Origin of the sequence: Flavobacterium sp. 9 (assembly GCF_002754195.1) — a bacterium.
In the GTDB taxonomy this organism is placed as follows: Bacteria; Bacteroidota; Bacteroidia; order Flavobacteriales; family Flavobacteriaceae; genus Flavobacterium.
This window is the reverse complement of record NZ_PEEU01000001.1, coordinates 2775557-2799090: the sequence shown is the minus strand read 5'-3', so window position 1 is coordinate 2799090 and position 23534 is coordinate 2775557. Positions and strand designations below refer to the sequence as shown.

Here is a 23534-nt window from a genome sequence, read left to right as displayed (position 1 = left end):
GATTTTTTTATGCAATAATTTTTGATCTGATGTATTTGTCAGACGTTTTTTGAGATTAAATTACCTCTTGTTTTTCCAAATTGGGTACTAAAACCATAAAAATTTCAGAATTAGCATTTTATTTATTTGGATGAGTTACATTATTTAAATGATGAACTACATTAAAAAAAAAACTTTATGCGAAATTACTTAAAAATATTTGATTTTTAAATTATAAGTATCTGTTTTTTAATAGGTTGAATAATATTTTGTAAATTGTTACTACACTTTATTTAACGGAATTTTACTATTACATTTTGTTAAAACTGCTCTCAGAAGTATTAAAAATGTAAACAAAAATATTTTTTTTTCAGAGCCCTTCTACCTATTTGCAACTACTGATTGTTTAATTTAAGTACCACACTAAATAAACAAAAAAGTACATCTTAATGACGACAGTCTGAACGTAGAATAAAAAAAGTAAACACAAATTTCACGAATTAGTTCGTACAATTAAATTCACCAACTAAACATTAAGTTTAGTGTCAATTTGTGAAATTCATGTTCCAATTTTTCTATAACATTTGTGTTCATACGTCATGTCTTAATCATCTCTTTTTTATTGTTCTGATTCGAAATTGCGGTATTTAAATAGTCTAAAAATGATTTTCAACTGAATCTGATTTTTTAATGATTTAAAACGCCTTGATATGAAAAGATCTTTACTTATTCCATCATTGATTTGTTTTCCTATTTTTTTCTACGCACAAACTACAACCACATTTTCGGTTGCAGGTTCACAAACATTTGTTAGTCCTGCGGGAATAACTTCAATCAATGTACAAGCCTGGGGTGCCGGTGGCGCCGGAGGAAGCTCGACTCCTCCTCCCGGATTTAGCGGTGCAAGAGCTGGTTCCGGAGGTGGTGGAGGTGCGTTTGCAAGTGCCACTTTGACTATAACATCCGGGGCTTTATTGCCAGTAATTGTTGGAGCCGGAGGAAAAGGAGTTTCCGGTGCAAATGGAAATTTTGGAGGTTTTTCTGCCATTACAGGATTTTCACTTAAAGCTGATGGAGGAAAAGGAGGTCTTGTAAATACAGGAAACCAACCTATAGGAGGTTTAGGAGGTGCCAGTGGAGCATCTGTTGGAACAACTACAATCTCTGGATTTCCTGGTCTTGCCGGAGAATCAGGTTTTGTTGATGATACCGGATCAGTTATTAGTTCAGGCGCTGGTGGAAACGCTGCAAATGGTGGAGGAACGGGTGGGATTGCAATTACAGGAGCCTTTGTTACTAATGCGGGTAATCCGGGGAATCCTCCGGGAGGTGGTGGTAGTGGTGGTAGATCTTCTTTTTTTCAAAGTGCCAGAGCAGGTGGAGATGGTGGAGACGGAAAAGTAATCATTTCTTATAATTGTCCAACTTATAGCCTAACCAGTGCAGTTGCTTCAGCAGTAAATGTTTGTTCCGGAAGCTCTTCAGAAATTACTTTAACAGGAACTTTACCTATTGGTCTTTATAAAGTTTCTTATGAAATACAAGGAGTCGCACAAACTCCTTCATCAATGAATGTAACAACAGCCGGAACCGGATCTTTTATTGCAACTGGTTTTACTGCTGTTGGTTCTAAATTTATAAAAATTACTGCCTTAACATCCGGATCAAGCACAGTAGCTTCTGAAAATTGTACTTCGACAATAACACAATTTAATTTAGCGACAGTTGTAGTAAATTCATCAGGAACAGCTCCGGTAGCTTTAGCAGGTACTGGTGCTACTTGTACTCAAATAACTGCTAATTGGCAAGCTGTTTCAGGTGCATCGTATTACGAATTAGATGTTTCTACAGATAATACTTTTGCGACTTTTGTTACAGGTTATAGCGCGCGTAATGTTGGCAATGTGCTTACATTTAATATAACTGGTTTGGTAAATGATACTTATTATTATAGAGTAAGAGCTTATAATGGTACTTGCGTTAGTGCTAATTCTAATATTATAACATATGCAACTACAGTAGCTCCTGCAGTGCCAAACGCAAATGCGGGTTCGGGAAGAACGTGTTCACAAATAACTGCAAGTTGGGCAGCAGTATCAGGTGCAACTAGTTATTTTTTAGATGTATCTACACAAAATGGCGCCAACTTTAATGCAAATATGTTAGTTGGCTACAATAATTTAAATGTTGGAAATGTTTTAACGAAAGATGTTACAGGATTGGCTGTAAATACAAACTATTATTATAGAGTTAGAGCTACTAATAGTTGTGCTACAAGTGCAAGTTCTAGTATTATTGCATATAGTACTACAACTAATACCGCAGCTGGAATTCCTGCAACGCCTACTGCAAATGCAGGATCAGGTCAAACATGTTCTCAATTTACAGCAAATTGGTCTTCGGCTTTAAGAGCAACAAGTTATATTATAGATGTCTCTACCCAAGCATCTGGAACTGCTTTTACAAATAATATATTAGCCGCTTACAATGGTTTGAATGTTGGAAATGTGCTTACTTTCGATGTAACCGGATTAAATGCGAATACTACATATTATTACAGAATTAGAGCTACTAATACTTGTGGTACAAGTGCTAATTCTAATATTATAATGTATGGCACTACAACGGGAGGTTCAGGAACGCCAACTGTGCCTACAGTAAGTACACCTACAGGGCAAACATGTACTCAAATTACAATAAATTGGGCTTTGGCTACTCGTGCAACAAGTTATATTATAGATGTTTCAACCCAGCCGGGCGGAGCTTTTACGGCGAATATATTACCCGCTTACAATGGTTTAAATGTTGGTAATGTGCTAACGAAAAATATTACAGGATTATCGGCAAATACGATCTATTATTATAGAGTGCGAGCAACAAATAACTGTGGAACAAGTGCAAATTCTACAATAGCAAACACTTCAACTACGCCTGTGCCTGCGGTTCCTGCTATTTCACCAACTTCTAGCACAATTTGTCAGACAGATGGAGTAAGTCTTAATGTAGTTAGTCCTAATGCTGCATATACATATGTTTGGTCTACAGGAGAAACGGGTTCATCTATATTTGCTACTGCAGCCGGTAGTTATACTGTAAAAGCAGTTAATTCAGGTGGATGTTCAAGTGCAGATTCTCCGGCGGCAACCGTAACAGTACAAGGTTTGCCCACTGCAATTGCTGGCGGAAGTGCAACAATATGTTCTAATCAATCTGTAACCGTAACAGGAGCATCGGCAACAAATGGAAATATAAAATGGACGTTTAGCGGTGGTGCAGGTACTTTAACAAATGATACTACATTGACACCGACCTATACTCCGGTTATGGGGGGAGCTGCTAGAACAGTTGTTTTAACAATGACAGTTACAAGTACTAATGCTTGTATGCCACAAATCGCCACAGCAGCTTATACTATAAATATTCAGGCTGCACCTACAGCGTCAATTTCCGGTACGCAAAGTACGTGTTCAAACGGATCAGTTACACTCGCGAGCGGAGAGGCAAACGCTTCAAACGGAACCATTTTATGGACACATAATGGCGCTGGAACAATTTCGGCAGGAGCCACAACATTAACACCTACATATACAGCCGCAGCCGCCGATGCTGGAAAACAGATTACATTAACGATGACCGTAACTGCTTCGCCATCGTGTTCTACAGCTTACACAGTCACAGATATCTATCCGGTTATTGTTAACGCAGAAAACACTGTTACAGGAGCTTCTTCCTCTCCAATATTATGTATAAATACCTTGATGCCTAATATTACGCATACTACTACTGGCGCAACAGGAATTGGAGCATCGTTAAATTTGCCTGCGGGAGTTTCTGCAAGTTGGGCATCCAATACAATTACGATAAGTGGTACGCCAACAGAGTCGGGGACTTTTAGTTATACTATTCCATTAACGGGAGGTTGTAGTGTAGTGAATGCAACCGGAACAATTGTTGTAAATTTAGATACAGTTGGAGCAGCGTCAACATCTCCATCAATTTGTTCTCACACTATAATGCCAAATATTACACATACCACTCCTGGTGCAACGGGAATTGGTGTGCCGGTAAATTTACCAACAGGAGTTTCTGCAAGTTGGGCATCCAATACAATTACGATAAGTGGTACTCCAACACAGTCAGGGACTTTTAATTATAGTATTCCATTAACAGGAGGTTGTGGACCTGTTAGTGCTGCGGGAACTATTGTGGTAAAACCTTTGCCATCTACTCCAATATCCGGAACAATTACACAACCTACTTGCAGTAATCCAACAGGAAGTATTGTATTAAATGGTTTACTTTCTACACCAACATGGGTTATTACTCAAAGCGGAACTGTTTTGAGAACTTATTCGGCTTCTGGAACCACTTATACAATTTCTAATTTATTACCCGGAAATTATAATTTTACGATTGAAGATGGGGTGAATTGCGCTTCGCTACCAACAATAAGTTTAGAGATTAAGGCACCAATTACAAATATTTGGGACGGAACAGTTTGGTCCAAAGGAGGTCTTCCTTTAAATACAGATAGTGTTGAATTTTCTGGAGATTATCAATCAACAGGAGATTTAAATGTCTGCTCATGTAAGATTGATTCCGGAAAAAGTGTAACCATAAATTCAGGACATACATTAACAATAGAAAAAGAACTAAATGTTGATTCAGGAGCTGGAACTAATTTGATATTTATGAATGATGCCAGTCTGGTACAAATAACGAATGCAGTTAATACAGGAAACATTATATATCATAGAGATACAGAACCGGTTCGTCGATATGATTTTACCTATTGGTCAGCGCCAATAACCAGAATTCCAGCTTATACAATGCATGACTTGTCACCAGGGACATTATTAGACAAATATGAGAGCTATGATTCTTCAGCAGATGCATGGCATATCAATTTAAACGGAACAGATGAAATGAAACCTGCTATAGGATATGTAATCAGAGCACCACAAAATTTTTCTATTACTGCTCCTGCAATTTATCCTGCAGTTTTTACTGGTGTTCCTAATAATGGAGATTATTCAGTTCCGCTTTTTGCAACAAAATGGAGTTTAATAGGAAATCCTTATCCATCAGCAATAGATGCAGAGGAATTTATTAATACAAATCATTTCGCATCACCGTCTGTAGATGTTGGAGCTTTATACTTTTGGACACATAATACTCCTCCAAGCAGCACAGCTTCAACTGGTGGCACTTATGATTATACCAGTAACGATTATGCTGTTTTTAGTTTGTCCGGTGGAATTTCAACTGGAGCCAGATTGCCTGACGGAACTTATGAATCCCCACCATCAGGAAAAATAGCTGCTTGTCAGTCTTTCTTTATGCAGGCTTCAGGCCCGGACCCTGTTAAGTTTACAAATGACATGCGAGTTGGCGGAAACAATGGAGAGTTTTTCAAAACAACAAAAACAAGAGTTTTAGAAAAAAATCGTTTATGGCTGAATTTAACCAATACTAAGGGAGCTTTCAAACAACTGTTAATTAGTTATATCGAAGGAGCATCAAATAGTTGGGATGTTAATTATGATGCAACTACAATGGAAAGTAATAGTTTTATAGATTTTTACAGTATAAATGAAAGTGAAAAACTAACGATTCAAGGTCGGGCATTACCATTTTTAGATACTGATAAGGTTCCATTAGGATATAAAACGACCATTGCAGGCGATTTTACTATTGCAATCGATCACGCTGATGGGCTTTTCAATAATCAGGGAGTATATCTGGAAGATAAATTAACAGGAAAGGTTACAAACTTAAAAGCTGGTAATTATACATTTACAACTGCAATAGGAACTTTTACTGATCGCTTTACTATTAGTTATATAGATAAAACCCTTGGAACAGGAGATTTTGAAAATCCTGAAAATGATGTTTTGGTATCCGTAAAAGATAAAATTATAAAAGTAACATCAACTAAAGAATCACTTAGAGAAGTTGTCCTGTTTGACGTTTCAGGAAAAATGCTTTATCATAAAAATAAAATAACGAATACTGAATTGTTGATATCAAATTTGCAATCCGGAAATCAGGTTCTACTGGTTAGAATTGTTTTAGAAAATGGGCATTCAACCTCCAGAAAGGTTATATTTGAGTGATAATATTTTAAAAAGTAAGGAATCCATTTCGTTTTACGGAATGGATTTTTTTTGTGCAATAACTTTTCCTCAGAGGTTTTTGAGTATTAACATTTTTTTCTAAAACAGAGTGTTATTGATTTCAATATGTTAAAAAACAACTCTTTACGTTAAAATATTTTTATATTGTAAATAAAATCGTACCTTGTTGTAGGTTATAGTCGACGAACTTATATAAAAGCCTGTTGTAATACAATTTTAATCACTACTCTTAAAAACTAAGATGATTTTTTAGTTTTTTATTCGCCTAAATACTGATTGTTAAATTTAAATACCATTAAATAAGCAAATAAGTACTTAACGTTTATTTCTACATCTCTTTCTAAGTTTTCAGAACGTTTTTTTGCGTTCCTGTTCTGCTTATATGGTATCTAAAGTTTTTTAAGAGGATTCATAATTTGATTATGGGTCTGTTTTTTTAATTATTTAAAATGCCTCTTATGAAAAAAGCCTTACTTAATTATTTGATTTTTCTTCCATTTCTAAAGGAATCTTTTTTTCGAAATGAACAAAATAGAAAAACATTTCATAGTGCGAAGTTCAAACTAGCTTTAGTTCTATCTTTTATATGCACATCATTATGGGCTCAGCCACCACATATATTTACAGCTGACGGCACAGTAGTTATTCCGGCAGGGATTACCTCTATGGATATTAAGGCATGGGGTGCTGGGGGTGCTGGAGGAGGTGCGGGTATTTCTCCTTTACTTAGCGGAAGAAGTGGTGCAGGAGGAGGTGGAGGCGCATATGCAAATGGTCTTATAACAGTTAATCCATTATCAGGAGTGTCTTTAAATATTAAAGTTGCCGGAGCGGTTACTGGAACAACTTCAAGTGGAACAGCAGGAGGCAGTTCAACAATACAAGGTTTTGAAACAGTTATTTTAGCAGTTGGTGGAGCAGGAGGTACAGCCAATACAGCAGGCGGTACACCTAGTGGTGGAGCAGGTGGATTAGGCAGTGCTTCGATTGGTTCCATTTCAACAGCTTCTGGGATAAATGGAGGAAATGGAAATGCTGCCTTATTAAGTTTGGGTCTTTCATCTGGGGCTGGTGGTAATGCTGGTGGTACCGGAGGTGGTGCCGGAGGTGCAGCTCTTTCAACTTTATTATTAGGTAATGGACCAGGAAATGTAGGTAGCCCACCCGGTGGTGGCGGTAGTGGTGGATTGCACACCGTAGGAAATCCTTCTCAAGTAGGAGGTTCAGGAGCTCATGGACAAGTTACAGTTACTTATACATGTCCAACTTATAATATTACGGGAATATCAGCAACGAATGTTTGTATTACTCCAGGAACATCTTCCGTAACAGTTACATCGAGTGCTGCATCTTTACCTATAGGTATTTATACCGTTACTTATAATCGAGGCACACCAGCCGCGACAGGATTGACTGCAGCAATGACAGTAACTACAGCTGGTACAGGAACTTTTACAGCTGTAGGCTTAACAACTACAGGCACAAGTTCTATTGCTGTTACAGGATTATCTTCTGGAGTTTGTGTTTCTCCCATTTCAGGAATTTCAACTACTGTAACAATTTCGCCGTTGACAGTAGCCGGATCAGTTGGCGGAGGCACTACAATTTGCAATGGTTCGACAAGCGGTCCTTTATTATTAACGGGAAATGTAGGTTCAGTTCTAAGATGGGAATATTCAACAACTCCGTTTTCAACTTGGACACCTACATCTGTTGCAAATACAACAACAACATATACTTCGGACGCACTTACACAAACTACACAATTTAGAGCTGTAGTGCAAAGTGGTACTTGCTCTACATTAAATTCTACAGCAACAACCGTAACTGTTAATCCATCCCCACAAGGAAGCTTGTCAGCCAATGGCCCATTTTGTGCAACTGGCGCTGGACAATTGACCTTTACCGCAACATCCGGAACAGGACCGTTTACGGTAGTTTATAATGATGGCGTTACAAATCGTACTGCAAATAGTGTAGTAAGCGGAACAGCTTTTGCAACCGCTGTTACACCAGTTATAAGTACAACAACTTATACTTTAGTTTCGGTTACCGATGCAAATACTTGCGTACGAAGTTCTGGTTTCACAGGAGGTTCAGCTACGATCACCGTTAGGCCATTACCACAAGGAAGCTTATCAGCCAATGGTCCATTTTGCGCAACTGGCGCCGGACAATTGACTTTTACCGCAACATCCGGAACAGGACCATTTACTGTGATTTATAATGATGGCGTTACAAATCGCACTGCAAATAGTGTAGTAAGCGGAACAGCTTTTGCAACAGCCGTCACACCAGTTTTAAGTACAACAACTTATACTTTAGTTTCGGTTACCGATGCAAATACTTGTATAAGAAGTTCCGGTTTCACCGGAGGTTCAGCAACGATAACCGTTAATCCATTACCACAAGGAACCTTATCAGCCAATGGTCCATTTTGTGCGACCGGCGCTGGACAATTGACTTTTACCGCAACATCCGGAACCGGACCATTTACTGTGGTTTATAATGATGGTGTTACAAATCGTACCGCAAATAGTGTAGTAAGCGGAACAGCTTTTGCAACAGCTGTTACACCGGTTTTAAGTACAACAACTTATACTTTAGTTTCGGTTACCGATGCAAATACTTGTATAAGAAGTTCCGGTTTCACCGGAAGTTCAGCAACGATAACCGTTAATCCATTACCACAAGGAAGCTTGTCAGCCAATGGCCCATTTTGTGCAACTGGTGCTGGACAATTAACTTTTACCGCAACATCCGGAACAGGACCTTTTACGGTAGTTTATAATGACGGAGTTGCCAATCGTAGTGTGAGTGTAGCAAGCGGAGCAGCTTTTGCAACAGCAGTTACCTCAGTTTTAAGCACAACAACCTATACTTTAGTTTCTGTTACCGATGCAAATACCTGTATAAGAAGTTCCGGTTTCACCGGAGGTTCCGCAACGATAACCGTTAATCCATTACCACAAGGAAGCTTATCAGCCAATGGTCCATTTTGTGCAACTGGCGCTGGACAATTAACATTTACAGCAACATCTGGAACGGGACCTTACACCGTAGTTTATAATGATGGAGTGGCAAATCGTAGTGTGAGTGTGGCAAGCGGAGCAGCTTTTGCAACTTTCCAAACACCGGTTTTAAGCACAACAACCTATACTTTAGTTTCGGTTACCGATGCTAATACCTGTATAAGAAGTTCTGGTTTCACCGGAAGTTCAGCAACGATAACCGTTAATCCATTACCACAAGGAACCTTATCAGCCAATGGTCCTTTTTGTGCGACTGGCGCTGGACAATTAACTTTTACGGCAACATCGGGAACAGGACCTTTTACGGTAGTTTATAATGACGGAGTTGCAAATCGTAGTGTCAGTGTGGCAAGCGGAGCAGCTTTTGCAACTTTCCAAACACCAGTTTCAAATACAACAACTTATACTTTAGTTTCCGTTACCGATTCAAATACTTGTATAAGAAATTCTGGTTTCACCGGAGGTTCAGCAACAATAACCGTTAATCCATTACCACAAGGAAGTTTGTCAGCCAATGGTCCATTTTGTGCAACTGGTGCTGGACAATTAACTTTTACCGCAACATCCGGAACAGGACCTTTTACGGTAGTTTATAATGATGGAGTTGCCAATCGAAGTGTGAGTGTCGCAAGCGGAGCAGCTTTTGCAACTTTCCAAACACCAGTTTCAAATACAACAACCTATACTTTAGTTTCTGTTACAGATGCAAATACTTGTATAAGAAGTTCAGGTTTCACCGGAGGTTCCGCGACTATAACCGTTAATCCATTACCACAAGGAACGTTATCAGCCAATGGTCCTTTTTGTGCGACTGGCGCTGGACAATTAACTTTTACGGCAACATCGGGAACAGGACCTTTTACGGTAGTTTATAATGACGGAGTTGCAAATCGTAGTGTCAGTGTGGCAAGCGGAGCAGCTTTTGCAACTTTCCAAACACCAGTTTCAAATACAACAACTTATACTTTAGTTTCCGTTACCGATTCAAATACTTGTATAAGAAATTCTGGTTTCACCGGAGGTTCAGCAACAATAACCGTTAATCCATTACCACAAGGAAGTTTGTCAGCCAATGGTCCATTTTGTGCAACTGGTGCTGGACAATTAACTTTTACCGCAACATCCGGAACAGGACCTTTTACTGTGGTTTATAATGATGGAGTTGCAAATCGCACTGCAAATAGTGTCGCAAGCGGAACCGCTTTTGCAACGTTTGTCACACCAGTTTCAAATACTACAACTTATACTTTAGTTTCTGTTACAGATGCTAATACTTGCATAAGAAGTTCTGGTTTTACAGGAGGTTCAGCGACAATAACCGTTAATCCATTACCGGTTCCGGTTTTTTCTGTTCAGCCTGGGGCAATTGTTTGTGTTGATGATAGCGTAACCTATACGACTTTGGCCGGACAAACAAATTATCTTTGGACGGTTCCCGGAGTTGCAGGTACAGATTATAATATTACTGCAGGAGGAATATCAACTACCAATAATACAGTCACATTACAATGGAAAACAACAGGAAGTAAAACAGTTACGGTAAGTTATTCTTCAAATGGATGTGCAGCAGTTGTAAATGCAAGCAACTCAACAAATGTAACAAAAACACAACCCGGAATTGTAAACGGAGGAGCGCATGTTTGTGGCGGAGATCCAAGTCCTTTATTAACTTTAAGTGGTTATAACGGTACTATTGTCAGATGGGAATATGCCGAATCTTTGCCATATGTATGGCAATCTATAAGTCATACAGGTGTTACTTATCAGCCAGGAATATTATCAACGAGTACTAGTTACCGAGCTGTAATAAAAAACGGAAGCTGTGCAGAAGATTTTTCAATAGAAACAAGAATTGATATTGATTCAAGACCTTCTGCTCCGGTGCCAGGAACTATAGTGCACCCAACATGTGTTAACCCTACGGGAAGTGTAGTTTTAAATGGCTTAATTACTGGTCCTAATGTGGTTATTAATCAAACGGGCACATCTTTGCAAACTTATACTGATTTTGGAGCCAGTTATACCGTTACTAATTTATCTCCGGGTACTTATTATTTTACGGTTCAGGATGGAGCAAATTGTCCTTCGCTGCCAACAACAGCTGTTGTGATTATACCACCTGTTACAAATATTTGGAATGGGTCAGTTTGGTCAAAAGGAAGTCCGCCTATAGCGACTGATGGCGTTGAGTTTGCAGGAAATTATCAAACAACAGGAAACTTAAGTGCCTGCTCATGTATTGTGCATCCCGGAGTTAATGTTACTGTAAAATCTAATCATACATTCACTATTGATAATTTTTTAAATAATAATGGAGGAACTTTGATTTTTGAAAACAATGCCAGCCTTCTTCAGGTAAACAATTCAGTTAACACAGGAAATATTTTTTATAAACGAGATACTTCTCCCGTTCGCCGTTATGATTTTACCTATTGGTCATCTCCGGTTACGCGTACTCCGGCTTTTACGTTACATGATTTGTCACCAAATACTTTGATTGATAAGTACGAAAGATATGATCCTTTAACAGGATGGATAATTATTAATAATGGAATTGCACCAATGTTAGCGGGAGTTGGTTATACCGTAAGAGCTCCGCAAAATTATGATATTAATATTCCGGTAGTTTATAATGCATTATTTGAAGGAGTTCCAAATAATGGTCCATATAATATAAGTTTAGGAGCACCTGAGAAATGGAGCTTATTAGGAAATCCATATCCTTCTGCAATTTATGCAGATCAATTTATCGTCGATAATACGGCAAATGTTTATGGTACTTTATATTTTTGGACTCACAATTCAGCTCCCAATAGTACAACATACCAATACAATACTGAAGATTATGCAACTTATAACTTATCAGGTAGTATCGTTATAGGTAATATGACAGGAGATGGATCAACAACACCTGGAAATCAAAATCCTCCATTGGGATATATTGCAGCAGGACAATCATTCTTTGTGAAATCAAAAACAGGACAAAACGCTGTTTTTACAAACTCAATGCGTATTCCAGGGAATAATACGCAATTTTTTAAAGATGCAAATTCAAAGATCGAAAAGAACCGTGTCTGGCTTAATCTAACAAATACCCAAGGAGCATTCAAGCAATTGTTAGTTGGTTATATTGAAGGAGCAACAGATGGTTGGGATACTAATTATGATGGAATCACGGCTGATGCAAACAAATATTTAGATTTTTACAGCATCAATGGAGATCTAAAACTTGTGATTCAGGGACGCGCATTACCGTTTAAAGATTCTGATATTGTTCCTTTAGGATATAGATCCGCAATTGTAGGTGATTTTACCATTGCAATAGATCATACCGACGGTAATCTAAGTGCACAACCTATTTTTCTGGAAGATAAAACTACTGGTTTTACACACGATCTGAGAACAAGTAACTATACTTTTACAACTGCAACAGGCGTTTTTGCAGATCGTTTTGTGTTGCGATATAAGAAAACTTTAGGAGTCGAAGACTTTGATAAAAATGAAGATAACATTATTGCTTTTGTGAAAAATAAAAACATAAAAGTATCATCACTCAAAGACGCTATTAATGAAGTTTTTATTTATGACGTTTCCGGAAAAATGCTCTATGAAAAAAAGAAAATAGGAAATACAGAATTACAAATAACAAATCTACAATCAGGAAATCAGGTTTTATTTGTGAAAGTGATTTTAGAAAGCGGTTATATATCAACTAAAAAAGTTGTGTTTTAAGATTTAAAAAACTGAAAAAAAGCTGTAGAAATATACTTTAGCATAAAACCCTTCAAGTCTTTGATTTGAAGGGTTTCTTATTTTAAATTTGGAATAATTAACGCGCTTAATTATTTCCAATGAAAATTTAATTTTGTCTTATTGTGTTGCAAACAAGTCTTTTACGGGTTTGTTGGTTTTGTAATTCACCGTAATTTTGTCCCATCAAAAACAATGATGATTAATCTTAAGAACTTAGAGACATTAGTAGAGCAATAAGCAAAAGATAAAAAGGGTACTAAAAGAAAAAGACAACAATACATTGTTGTAGTTCATAAAGCGGATTTAATCATAGTTTTTCCTTATATATATAAAAGTAAAAAACCACTCACGAGCGAGTGGTTTTTTTGTTTTATAGAGAAAACACTTTCTTCTCAAAAAGTCTTTTGCAAACTTCCGTTAGTCTTGCTAACCGCCTTTTCATTTTTATAATCAATCCATTTTTGACCTTTAATTTTTCGCATTAAAATATCAAAATGGCGCATGATGAAAACATTATAAAGTGCTTTTGATAAGTTCTTAACATTTTTAGGAAAAGCCCTTAAGCTCATAGAAAATCCCGGAGTCAGGTATTTCATGTAATGCCAATAACCTTCGGGCATATAAAGCATTTCACCATGTTTTAGATTGGTGATATAACCTTCGGCATTTTTAAGAGCAGGAAATTTTTCGAAATCAGGATTGTCAAAATCAATGTCTTCTCGCGAGATCAAAGCGTGAGGAACTTTGTACAGGAACTTCGTTTGGCTTGGAGCAAAAAGCATACATTGTTTTTCTCCATGAAAATGAAAATGCAAAATATTCGAATAATCGATATCATAATGCATAAAGACTCTTGAATTTTCTCCGCCAAAAAACAGCATTGGCATTTGCTTGACTAATTTTAAGCCAATATCAGGCCATAGAAAGTCGTTTTTTAATGTAGGCACCTCTTTCATTAGATTATAAAGAAAGATGCGATAATTGGTAGGTTTTTGTTCTAAAAGATTGATGTAATCGCTCATCTTCATTTTAGTATGAGCTTCATTAAAGCCATCTTCATGATTTACGGGTCTGTCATCGTATAAAGGAACGATGGTATCGCCTGCGATTTCTTTGATATATGATAATTTCCATTTATGATAGGCTGGCCAATCTTCGGTCAGTTCTTCAATAACAACGGGAATTTGCTTTTTTACATATTGGGAAATAAAATCAGATTTTGAGATTTTTTTTACCCTTTCGATTTGTTTTAACTTCATCTCTCTAAATAAAAAAATTGCTTCTGACACTAAGTCGAGAAGCAATTTAAAAATATTTTGTGAGATTTATGAACTCTTTTAATTAAATTTTTGATTTGATCGAAGCCTCAAGGTTTCTTTCAATTGTATGTCCTGGTCTCGTCCACTTAGGTTTTTCGCCTAATGGAGCAAATTGAGAATCAGCTGCTTCAACAGTTTGTGGCTGTGAAACTTTAACAAATGGTTTTTGCGGAATCAAACCTAACATTTCAAACATTTTCATGTCTTCGTGAACATCAGGATTTGGAGTAGTCAATAATTTATCTCCTGCAAAAATAGAATTTGCACCAGCAAAAAAGCACATTGCCTGTCCTTCACGGCTCATATTTGTTCTTCCTGCAGATAAACGAACTTGTGTGTCCGGCATAACAATTCTTGTAGTTGCTACCATTCGGATCATTTCCCAGATTTCAACTGGTTTTTCTTCCTCCATTGGAGTTCCTTCAACGGCAACCAATGCATTAATTGGCACAGATTCCGGTTGAGGATTTAAAGTAGAAAGCGCAACAAGCATTCCTGCTCTGTCTTCGATGCTTTCTCCCATTCCAATAATTCCTCCGCTACAAACGGTAACATTCGTTTTACGAACATTTTCGATAGTTTGCAAACGGTCTTCGAAACCACGTGTAGAAATTACATCTTTATAATATTCTTCAGAAGTATCTAAGTTGTGGTTGTAAGCATACAAACCAGCTTCTGCCAAACGTTGTGCTTGATTTTCGGTAATCATACCTAAAGTACAACAAACCTCCATATCTAGTTTGTTAATGGTACGAACCATTTCCAGAACCTGATCAAACTCTTCGCCATCTTTTACGTTTCTCCAGGCAGCACCCATACAAACGCGAGAAGATCCGCTTGATTTTGCACGCAAAGCCTGAGCTTTTACCTGGCTTACACTCATTAGATCATTACCTTCAACACCAGTGTTATATCTGGCAGCTTGCGGACAATAACCGCAATCTTCCGGACAACCTCCGGTTTTGATAGATAGTAAAGTTGATACCTGAACTACGTTCGGATCATGTTTTTGTCTATGTATAGTTGCTGCTTCATAAAGCAAGTCCATCATAGGTTTATTATATATGGCGATTATCTCGTCTTTTGTCCAGTTGTGTTTTGTAATGCTCATTAGGTACATTGTTTTTGAAGGTTCAAAAGTAACGAAATTGTTCTAATCAACCAATGCTGAATCCTGTAAATGAATATTTGACAGCGATTTTCAAAAAAGAAACACTCTAAAATCACATAATTATATTTTTTTATGATTTTAGAGTGCTAAAAGATCTATTTTGTTTTGAAATATTAATCGGCTACATATTTGTTATTCCAATATAACATCATCATCAAAGTGACAATGACCGACGAAGCGATTCCTTCAAATAATAAACATATACAATAAGTTGGTACAGAAGGATTTCCTCCAAACATGAAAGTTTCGGATAATGTTTTTACATAAGCATCACCACCTCTTGCGTAACTGTAAACCAATAATCCAAAAACGCTCAAAGCCACGCCAACTACTGAAGTTGCCATTGCAGAAACGGCATTTGACACAAAATTGGTTTCTCCTTCATGCAAATTCATTTTCATGGTTTTGTTTACGCCATAAAATATAAAGAATACATTCAGAGTACGCAGGTAGAATAAATGAGCTAAACCTAAAACGTTCATCAATAAAAAATAAATTCCTATTCCAAGGAATATCAAAAACCCGTTGGTAATTTCTTTAGGTAATTTCATAGTGGTTATTTTTAAAGAAGTTAATAGTAAATATTTGATAAACAGAGTTCTATATCAAATTTACTAAAAAAATAACTACGATGATTTAAAAAAGGAAAAAAGTATTTTTCTTGTCTCTTTTTTTAATCTTATATAGATATTGAAAGCTTCAGATTCGGGCTAATATTTAGTATTAAAGACGTATCTATAAGTCAAATAAACCCGTAAATTCTTGAGCTAAATTTAATTAATTACCTTTAAAATTTGTATTTTTGGTAAATGAGCAATAAAACGCAGATAGAACAAAGTTTTATTATTGACAAATTAACGGATTCAATTTTAAATACAATTTCAGGTGATAGTTTTCAAACTGAAGTGAGTCGTATAACAAATGTGGATTTAAAAACTGTTTTAAAGAAAAATGGATGGAATTTTGATTGGAAATCTGAATTTAATGACATCCAAAAGGAGGTATATAAGCTTACAATTGTAAATAATTCAAATATTATTCAGGGAGCAATAAGTATAACAATAGAACAGGATCATGTTTATATGAATCTTTTGGAAAGCTCTCCTTTTAACGTTGGTAAAAATAAACTTTACGAAGGTGTTTCAGGAAATTTGGTTGCTTTTGCTTGTAAAGTTTCTTTTCAAAAAGGATTTGATGGATTTGTTGCATTTACAGCAAAAACCAATTTAATTAAACATTATGAAGAAAATTTAGGTGCTTTCCATTTTAAAAACCAACGAATGATTATTGAGACAGAAGCATCAAAGAAATTAGTAAAAAAGTATTTTAAATCTTAAAGATATGAGTTATATAAAAGAACCTAAAGGTGTAGATTTTATTATACAAAGTCCACCTTTAACAGAAAAAGAAAAAAATGAAATTAGCGAATTTATAGCTAGTAGAAAGGCTAAAAAAAATAGTGATGTAAAAACTTCTAAGCCAAAAGCTGTTGCCAGAAAATAATTGACTAATAGATTTTAATATTTTTTAAAGCCCGCTTACAAAAGCCAAAGCATTTATTTTATCCTGATTTAATTGTTCTTTCAATAAATCTACCGAACCAAATTTTTGCTCTTCACGAAGATATTCCAATAAAGAAACTTCGATTTTTTGTCCATAAATATCAGCATCAAAGTCAAAAAGATTTACTTCAATTGTTTGTTTTTGCCCATTTACAGTTGGATTAAAACCAATGTTCATCATTCCGAAAACTTCCTTTTGATCCACAATAGCTTTAACAACGTAAACACCAGTTTTAGGAATAAGCTTGTAATCTTCTTCAATTTGGATATTTGCCGTTGGAAAACCAATCGTTCTTCCTAATTGTTTTCCCTTTACAACTTCGCCGGATAAAAAGTAGTCGTAACCAAGATAATCATTGGCAAGAGCCATATTTCCTTCATTTAAGGCTTTTCTGATTTTGGTAGAACTTACAGAAACATCCTGAATTTCTTGTGCCGAAATCTGCTCTACTTCAAAACCGTATTCAGCACCAAAAGCAATTAAATCGTCAATGTTTGCCGTTCTGTTTCTTCCAAAACGATGATCGTGACCAATAATTATTTTCTGAATATGAAATTGATCTACTAAAATCGAATGAACAAATTCTTCGGCAGTTAATCTTGAGAAACTTTCGTTAAACGGATGAATAACAAGATTTTCTATTCCGGTTGCTTCCAGAAGTTTTGTTTTTTCAGAAATCGTATTTAAGAGTTTGATTTCTGATTTTTCTTGTAAAACCATTCGCGGATGCGGGAAAAAAGTCAGAACTAAACTTTCGTATTTTCCGTTTTCCGTATTTTGAGTAATTCGTTCCAGAATTTTTTTATGACCAATATGTACGCCGTCAAAGGTACCAAGAGTTAAAATCGTTTTCTTGGTTGACTGAAAATCGTTTATAGAATGAAAGAGCTTCAAAACAAATAATTTAAGATGCTGCAAATTTATACTATCTATTTTAAATTTGGTACTACGCCTAATTGATTTTTGCTGAGATTCTATTTCTTTTTGTGAAAAAGAGCATACTCGTCGAGCAAAAAGCATTAATTGTCGTATTTATGTAAGAATTTAATTTAATTCGTTTAATTTTGGTTTATAAATACCACCTAGTATGAAAAAACAATTACTTTTATTATTGATTATATTTTGTTGTGCCCAAATTCAAGCTCAAAGTGATGATTTATGGCAAAAAGTTAGTTCAGATGCCGCACTTAGCAAAAGAATCAATATGATTGATTCAGATAAATTATACTATAAATTAAATGCTGAATCTCTACAAGCAAAATTATCTTCGACAACAAATAAAAGTTCAAAAAGTACTACAACTACAATTACAATTCCGAATGCGAAAGGAGGTTTAGAGCGATTTCAGGTTTGGGAATCTTCGAATTTTGAACCGGAATTACAAGCCAAATATCCGGAAATCCGCGCTTATGAAGGAAACGGTTTGGACGATAAAACAGCTAAAATTCACTTTAGTGTAGCGCCAATTGGTATGCAGACTATGGTAATTCGTGCTGATAAACCAACAGAATTTATAGAGCAAAATCCGGAGGACAAAACCGGATATGTGTTGTTTACTTCAAATCATAGTCTTAATTCTACTTCTAAATTAGTTTGCGGACTTAAAGATGTTGTTTCAAAAAATAATTCAACAAAAAAGGCAGCAAAAACAACTGCAAGTAATAAAGTTTTCAAAACTTTGAGATTAGCATTGTCTTGTACAGGAGAGTATACTGCTTTTTTTGGAGGCACAAAAGCTGGAGCATTAGCGGGTATGAATGCCTCTATGACAAGAGTTAATGGAGTTTTTAATAAAGATTTAGCGGTACAATTAATTTTGATTGCCAATAATGATGCGATAATTTATACAAATGCAGCGACAGATCCTTATTCTAAAGCCAGTGATGGAACTGCAGATTATCCGGGGACAAGTGATTATCAAGTGTGGAATATTGAAGCACAGAATAATATAACAAGCGTAATAGGTGAGGCAAATTACGACATAGGTCATTTGTTTGGAGCTTCTGGAGGAGGAGGAAATGCAGGTTGTATAGGTTGTATTTGTAGTAGTCCTCCGGCAGTAAATACTATTGGTAAAGGAAGTGCATATACATCTCCATCAAATGGAATACCTCAGGGAGATAGTTTTGATATTGATTTTGTAGCGCATGAATTGGGTCATCAACTAGGTGCAACTCATACTTTTTCTTATTCTATTGAAGGTACTGGAACTAGTGTTGAACCAGGAAGCGGTTCTACACTTATGGGTTATGCAGGAATTACGGATTATGATGTTCAAAACAATTCAGATGATTATTTTGCATATGCCAGTATTTTGCAAATTCAGGAAAATCTTGCCACACTAAACTGTCCGGTTAGTACGCCTTTAACTAATAATCCTCCAACAATTAGTGCAGGTTTAGATTATACGATTCCTATTAGTACAGCATTTGTTTTAAAAGGTTCAGGTTCTGATCCTGATGGAGATACAGTTACTTATACTTGGGAAGAAAATGATAGTGCCACCACAACAGATAAAAATAATAGTATTGCATATGCCATAAAACCAGACGGTCCAATGTTTAGATCATTGCGACCAACGAGTTCACCAATTCGATATATGCCAAGTTATGATTCAGTACTTCAAAATAAACTGACTACAACTTGGGAATCTGTTTCGGATATTGCAAGAACACTAAATTTTACTTTAACCGGACGTGATAATGCTGCTCAGGGAAAAGCTCAAACCTATACAGATGCTATGGTGGTAACCGTTGCTTCATTTGCAGGACCATTTGCAGTTACTTCCCACAAGGATAAAAATGTAAGTTGGACTCAGGGATTGAGTCAAACGATAACTTGGAGTGTCAATAATACAAATACTTTGTTCGGATCTTCGACTGTAAATATAAAATTGTCTACAGATGAAGGATTGACTTTTCCAGTAACTCTTGCAACGAATACACCAAATGATGGTTCAGAAGTTATCACACTTCCTGCAAGTGTACCTTCATCAAAAAATTGCAGAATCTTGATTGAACCAGTTTCAAATATTTATTATGCATTAAATAGTACGCCATTTGCAATAGGATATACTTCAAAAACAACGTGTGATACCTATAGTTTTGGAAATTCTTTTACTATCCCATATTCAACTACTTATACTTCTAAAACGATAACAGTACCTGCATCAACAGGAGTAATTGAGGATGTAAATGTTTCGATAAATGTAACACACGACAGACTTTCTGATCTTGAGATTCAAATTATAAATCCGCAAGGAACAGCTGTTCGTTTGTTTAATAAAGCCTGTACAGACGTAGCTTCTACCTTAGTTGCGCAGTTTGACGACGACGGAGTAAATTTGGATTGTAGTAAAACAACATCGCAAATTGTACTTCCGGTTGATGCTTTGAATGTTTTTAATGGTCAGAATCCACAAGGGACTTGGACTTTCAGAGTTCGTGATGCTGTTTTGGGAAAATTTGGAACAATAAATTCAGCTTCGATAAACATTTGCAGTCAAACATTTACTTTAGGAACAGAGGATTTTAATACTATAGATTTTGTTCTTTATCCAAATCCAAGTAAAGGAAATTTTACTGTTCAATTTGAAAGCGACGCCACAAATAGAGTTCAGGTTTATGTACATGATATTTTAGGTAAAAAAGTTTATTCTAATTCTTTTGATCCTACTTCTAATTTTGATCAGAATATTCAATTGCCACAAGTATCTGCAGGAATTTATCTTGTAACAGTAATTGATGGAGATCGAAGAACAGTTAAGAAAATTGTTGTGAATTAATTTTGCCCACAGATTTTACGGATTAAACGAGTTTGCACAGGTTTTTGTCTTAAAATCGTTTAATTAATTCTGTTGATTAATATCGTAGAGGCGCACAGCAGTGCGTCTTGTTGTGAATTAATTTTGCCCGCAGATTTTACGGATTAAACCGATTGACACAGATTTTTGTTATACGATAGTTTATTAATTCTAATGATTAATATCGTAGAGAAGCACAGCAGTGCGTCTTCGTGATATAAAAATAAACCCGCGAAAAACCCGTTTAATCCGTAAAATCCGTGGCTAATAAGTCTATGAATTCGCAATTGCCATACAAACAATACTGATTTTTGTTCCCGGAATTTTTAGTAAAGCGCGTGAACAAGCTTCAAGCGTTGCGCCGGTTGTCAAAACATCATCGACAATTAAGAAATGTTTGTTTTGAAAGTCTTCTGTAGAAATTACATCAAAGATATTTTCGATATTATCGGATCTTCCGGAGAGATTCTTTTTTGATTGTGTTTTAGAATATTTTTTTCGATATAAAGTCGAATCGTTATACGGAATATTCAATCCTTCGCTTAAAGTTTTTCCAAAAGTAGTAACCTGATTATAACCTCTTTCTTTTAACTTTTTTGGATGAAGCGGAACAGGAATTACAAAATCAAAAGGAATTTCTAAATTCAATTTTTTTAAATCTTCAACATACCAATTTCCTAAAACAAAGCCAATCTCTTCGTGACCTTTGTATTTTAAGTTGTGAATGAGTTCCTGAACAATTCCTTTTTTATTAAAATACAAAAGTGCCGATGCATGTTCGATCTCAATTTTACCATAAAACTTTTTGACAGCTTCATTTTTATCATCTAAATGATATTGAGTGAGAGGCATTTCATGGCGACAGCTTGTACATAAAACAGTTTCGTTAGTAACCAAAACGGTATGACATCCGGCGCAAACTTTAGGAAAAAACAGGTTGATAAGATAATTAAACACAAATAGAAAGAATTTAGTTACAAAAACAACAAAATCAATCCTGCAATCTTTGTAATTTTTCTTTTTTTTAAACGTACTTTTTATATTTTTGCATCACTATGGCAAAACAAGAAGATTTATTTAAGAATGTGGTTTCGCACGCAAAAGAGTACGGATTTATTTTTCCGTCAAGCGAAGTATACGATGGATTAAGTGCAGTCTATGATTATGCACAAAATGGTGTCGAGTTAAAAAAGAATATCCGTGAATATTGGTGGAAATCAATGGTTCAGATGAACGAGAATATTGTCGGCCTTGACGCTGCAATATTAATGCATCCAACGACTTGGAAAGCTTCAGGCCACGTTGATGCTTTCAATGATCCGTTAATTGACAATAAAGATTCGAAAAAAAGATATAGAGCTGACGTTTTAGTAGAAGATCATGCTGAAAAGATCAATCAAAAAGCTCAAAAAGAAATTGAAAAAGCAAGAGCTCGTTTTGGTGACGCTTTTAATGAAGAAGAATTTGTTACGACAAATGCTCGTGTTGTAGAATATCTTTCGAAATACAAAGAAATTTTGTCAAGACTTGCAAAAGGTATGACTGATGATCTTCAGGATGTAAAAGCTTTAATCGAAGAATTAGAAATTGCTGATCCTGAAACCGGTTCAAAAAACTGGACAGATGTTAAGCAATTCAACTTAATGTTCGGAACTAAACTTGGAGCTTCTGCAGAATCTGCAATGGATTTATATTTACGTCCGGAAACGGCGCAAGGTATTTTTGTGAACTTTTTAAACGTTCAGAAATCTGGTCGTATGAAAGTTCCTTTTGGAATTGCTCAGACTGGTAAAGCTTTCAGAAATGAGATTGTTGCAAGACAATTTATTTTCCGTATGCGTGAATTCGAACAAATGGAAATGCAATTTTTCGTTCGTCCGGGCGAAGAAATGAAATGGTACCACCATTGGAAAGAAACTCGTTTAAACTGGCACTTATCTTTAGGATTAGGAAAAGAAAATTACCGTTTTCACGATCACGAAAAATTAGCGCACTATGCAAATGCTGCGGCTGATATTGAGTTTAATTTCCCTTTTGGTTTCAAAGAATTAGAAGGTATTCACTCAAGAACAGATTTCGACTTAAAAGCACATGAACAATATTCAGGTAGAAAATTACAGTATTTTGATCCGGAATTGAATGAAAACTATGTGCCATATGTAGTAGAAACTTCAGTTGGTTTAGATCGTATGTTCCTGGCAGTTTTCGCAACATCATTACAAGAAGAAACTCTTGAAGACGGTTCTACAAGAACAGTTCTAAAATTACCGGCAGTATTAGCGCCAACAAAAGCAGCTATTTTGCCATTAGTTAAAAAAGATGGATTACCTGATATCGCCAGAAAAATCATTGAAGATTTGAAATGGGATTTCACAGTAGCCTACGATGAAAAAGATGCTGTAGGACGCCGTTACAGAAGACAAGATGCTCTTGGAACTCCGTTTTGTATTACAGTAGATCATCAAACTATCGAAGACGAAACAGTAACAATTCGTCATAGAGATACAATGAAACAAGATCGTGTAAAAATTTCTGAATTGAAAGACATTATTGAAAATGAGGTTTCTATGAAAAACTGGTTGGTGAAAATGTAAATTTTTATACATAATAATATAAAATCCCAAATTCCTTTATGGAATTTGGGATTTTTTTAATCCAAAAATGTGTATTTTGTCGATGAAATTTGCATTTCAGCTTTATGTTTTAACATTTGTTCATAATGTATTAACATTGAAAATTTTAGATAAATGAAATGCGTAATTTTAATTACAGAAAATA

The 23534-nt window shown here is 35.8% G+C and carries 11 protein-coding genes; 6 read left to right on the top strand and 5 right to left on the bottom strand.

What is annotated here, in order from left to right; translation table 11 throughout:
- Positions 1-689 precede the first annotated feature (689 nt).
- Complete coding sequence (locus CLU81_RS11455; protein WP_099709919.1) at positions 690-6095, top strand: T9SS sorting signal type C domain-containing protein; 5406 nt, start codon at positions 690-692, stop codon at positions 6093-6095.
- A 479-nt stretch (positions 6096-6574) separates the two neighbouring features.
- Positions 6575-12880 carry a T9SS sorting signal type C domain-containing protein gene (locus tag CLU81_RS11450; RefSeq protein WP_099709918.1) on the top strand — a complete coding sequence of 2102 codons (6306 nt, stop codon included), beginning with the start codon at positions 6575-6577 and terminating at the stop codon, positions 12878-12880.
- 413 nt (positions 12881-13293) lie between these two features.
- Here the strand turns inward: CLU81_RS11450 and CLU81_RS11445 are convergent, their stop codons facing one another.
- The 3 genes from CLU81_RS11445 to CLU81_RS11435 all read right to left on the bottom strand — a co-directional run bounded on the left by CLU81_RS11445 (position 13294) and on the right by CLU81_RS11435 (position 15942).
- Positions 13294-14160, bottom strand: coding sequence for a cupin-like domain-containing protein (locus tag CLU81_RS11445; protein WP_099712735.1), 867 nt, complete (start codon positions 14158-14160; stop codon positions 13294-13296).
- Positions 14161-14242: 82 nt separating this feature from the next.
- Complete coding sequence (gene bioB, locus CLU81_RS11440) at positions 14243-15331, bottom strand: biotin synthase BioB (RefSeq protein WP_099709917.1); 1089 nt, start codon at positions 15329-15331, stop codon at positions 14243-14245.
- A 173-nt stretch (positions 15332-15504) separates the two neighbouring features.
- Positions 15505-15942, bottom strand: a complete 438-nt coding sequence (locus CLU81_RS11435; RefSeq protein ID WP_099709916.1) for a hypothetical protein — start codon at positions 15940-15942, stop codon at positions 15505-15507.
- A 258-nt stretch (positions 15943-16200) separates the two neighbouring features.
- Between CLU81_RS11435 and CLU81_RS11430 the strand changes: the two genes are divergently transcribed.
- A complete protein-coding gene (locus CLU81_RS11430) occupies positions 16201-16728 on the top strand; it encodes a hypothetical protein (RefSeq protein ID WP_099709915.1) in 528 nt (175 codons plus the stop codon).
- A gap of 4 nt (positions 16729-16732) precedes the next feature.
- Positions 16733-16894 carry a hypothetical protein gene (locus tag CLU81_RS26965; protein WP_199174562.1) on the top strand — a complete coding sequence of 54 codons (162 nt, stop codon included), beginning with the start codon at positions 16733-16735 and terminating at the stop codon, positions 16892-16894.
- A gap of 24 nt (positions 16895-16918) precedes the next feature.
- Here the strand turns inward: CLU81_RS26965 and CLU81_RS11425 are convergent, their stop codons facing one another.
- On the bottom strand, positions 16919-17848 hold the full coding sequence (locus CLU81_RS11425; protein ID WP_099709914.1) for a bifunctional riboflavin kinase/FAD synthetase: 930 nt from the start codon (positions 17846-17848) through the stop codon (positions 16919-16921).
- Positions 17849-18041: 193 nt separating this feature from the next.
- On the opposite strand from CLU81_RS11425, the gene CLU81_RS11420 reads away from it, so the two are divergent.
- Positions 18042-20738 (top strand): reprolysin-like metallopeptidase, encoded by a 2697-nt coding sequence (locus CLU81_RS11420; RefSeq protein WP_099709913.1) that lies wholly within the window; start codon positions 18042-18044, stop codon positions 20736-20738.
- A gap of 291 nt (positions 20739-21029) precedes the next feature.
- Here the strand turns inward: CLU81_RS11420 and CLU81_RS11415 are convergent, their stop codons facing one another.
- Positions 21030-21713, bottom strand: a complete 684-nt coding sequence (locus CLU81_RS11415) for a ComF family protein (RefSeq protein WP_199174561.1) — start codon at positions 21711-21713, stop codon at positions 21030-21032.
- A 98-nt stretch (positions 21714-21811) separates the two neighbouring features.
- Between CLU81_RS11415 and CLU81_RS11410 the strand changes: the two genes are divergently transcribed.
- Positions 21812-23350: a glycine--tRNA ligase gene (locus tag CLU81_RS11410; RefSeq protein ID WP_099709912.1), complete on the top strand. Its 1539-nt coding sequence runs from the start codon at positions 21812-21814 to the stop codon at positions 23348-23350.
- Positions 23351-23534: the final 184 nt, after the last annotated feature.

Bases quoted from the DNA above. Each gene is read 5' to 3' on its own strand.
- CLU81_RS11455 (WP_099709919.1), top strand. From the start codon at position 690: ATGAAAAGATCTTTACTTATTCCATCATTGATTTGTTTTCCTATTTTT.
- CLU81_RS11450 (WP_099709918.1), top strand. From the start codon at position 6,575: ATGAAAAAAGCCTTACTTAATTATTTGATTTTTCTTCCATTTCTAAAG.
- CLU81_RS11445 (WP_099712735.1), bottom strand. From the start codon at position 14,160: ATGAAGTTAAAACAAATCGAAAGGGTAAAAAAAATCTCAAAATCTGAT.
- bioB (WP_099709917.1), bottom strand. From the start codon at position 15,331: ATGAGCATTACAAAACACAACTGGACAAAAGACGAGATAATCGCCATA.
- CLU81_RS11435 (WP_099709916.1), bottom strand. From the start codon at position 15,942: ATGAAATTACCTAAAGAAATTACCAACGGGTTTTTGATATTCCTTGGA.
- CLU81_RS11430 (WP_099709915.1), top strand. From the start codon at position 16,201: ATGAGCAATAAAACGCAGATAGAACAAAGTTTTATTATTGACAAATTA.
- CLU81_RS26965 (WP_199174562.1), top strand. From the start codon at position 16,733: ATGAGTTATATAAAAGAACCTAAAGGTGTAGATTTTATTATACAAAGT.
- CLU81_RS11420 (WP_099709913.1), top strand. From the start codon at position 18,042: ATGAAAAAACAATTACTTTTATTATTGATTATATTTTGTTGTGCCCAA.
- CLU81_RS11410 (WP_099709912.1), top strand. From the start codon at position 21,812: ATGGCAAAACAAGAAGATTTATTTAAGAATGTGGTTTCGCACGCAAAA.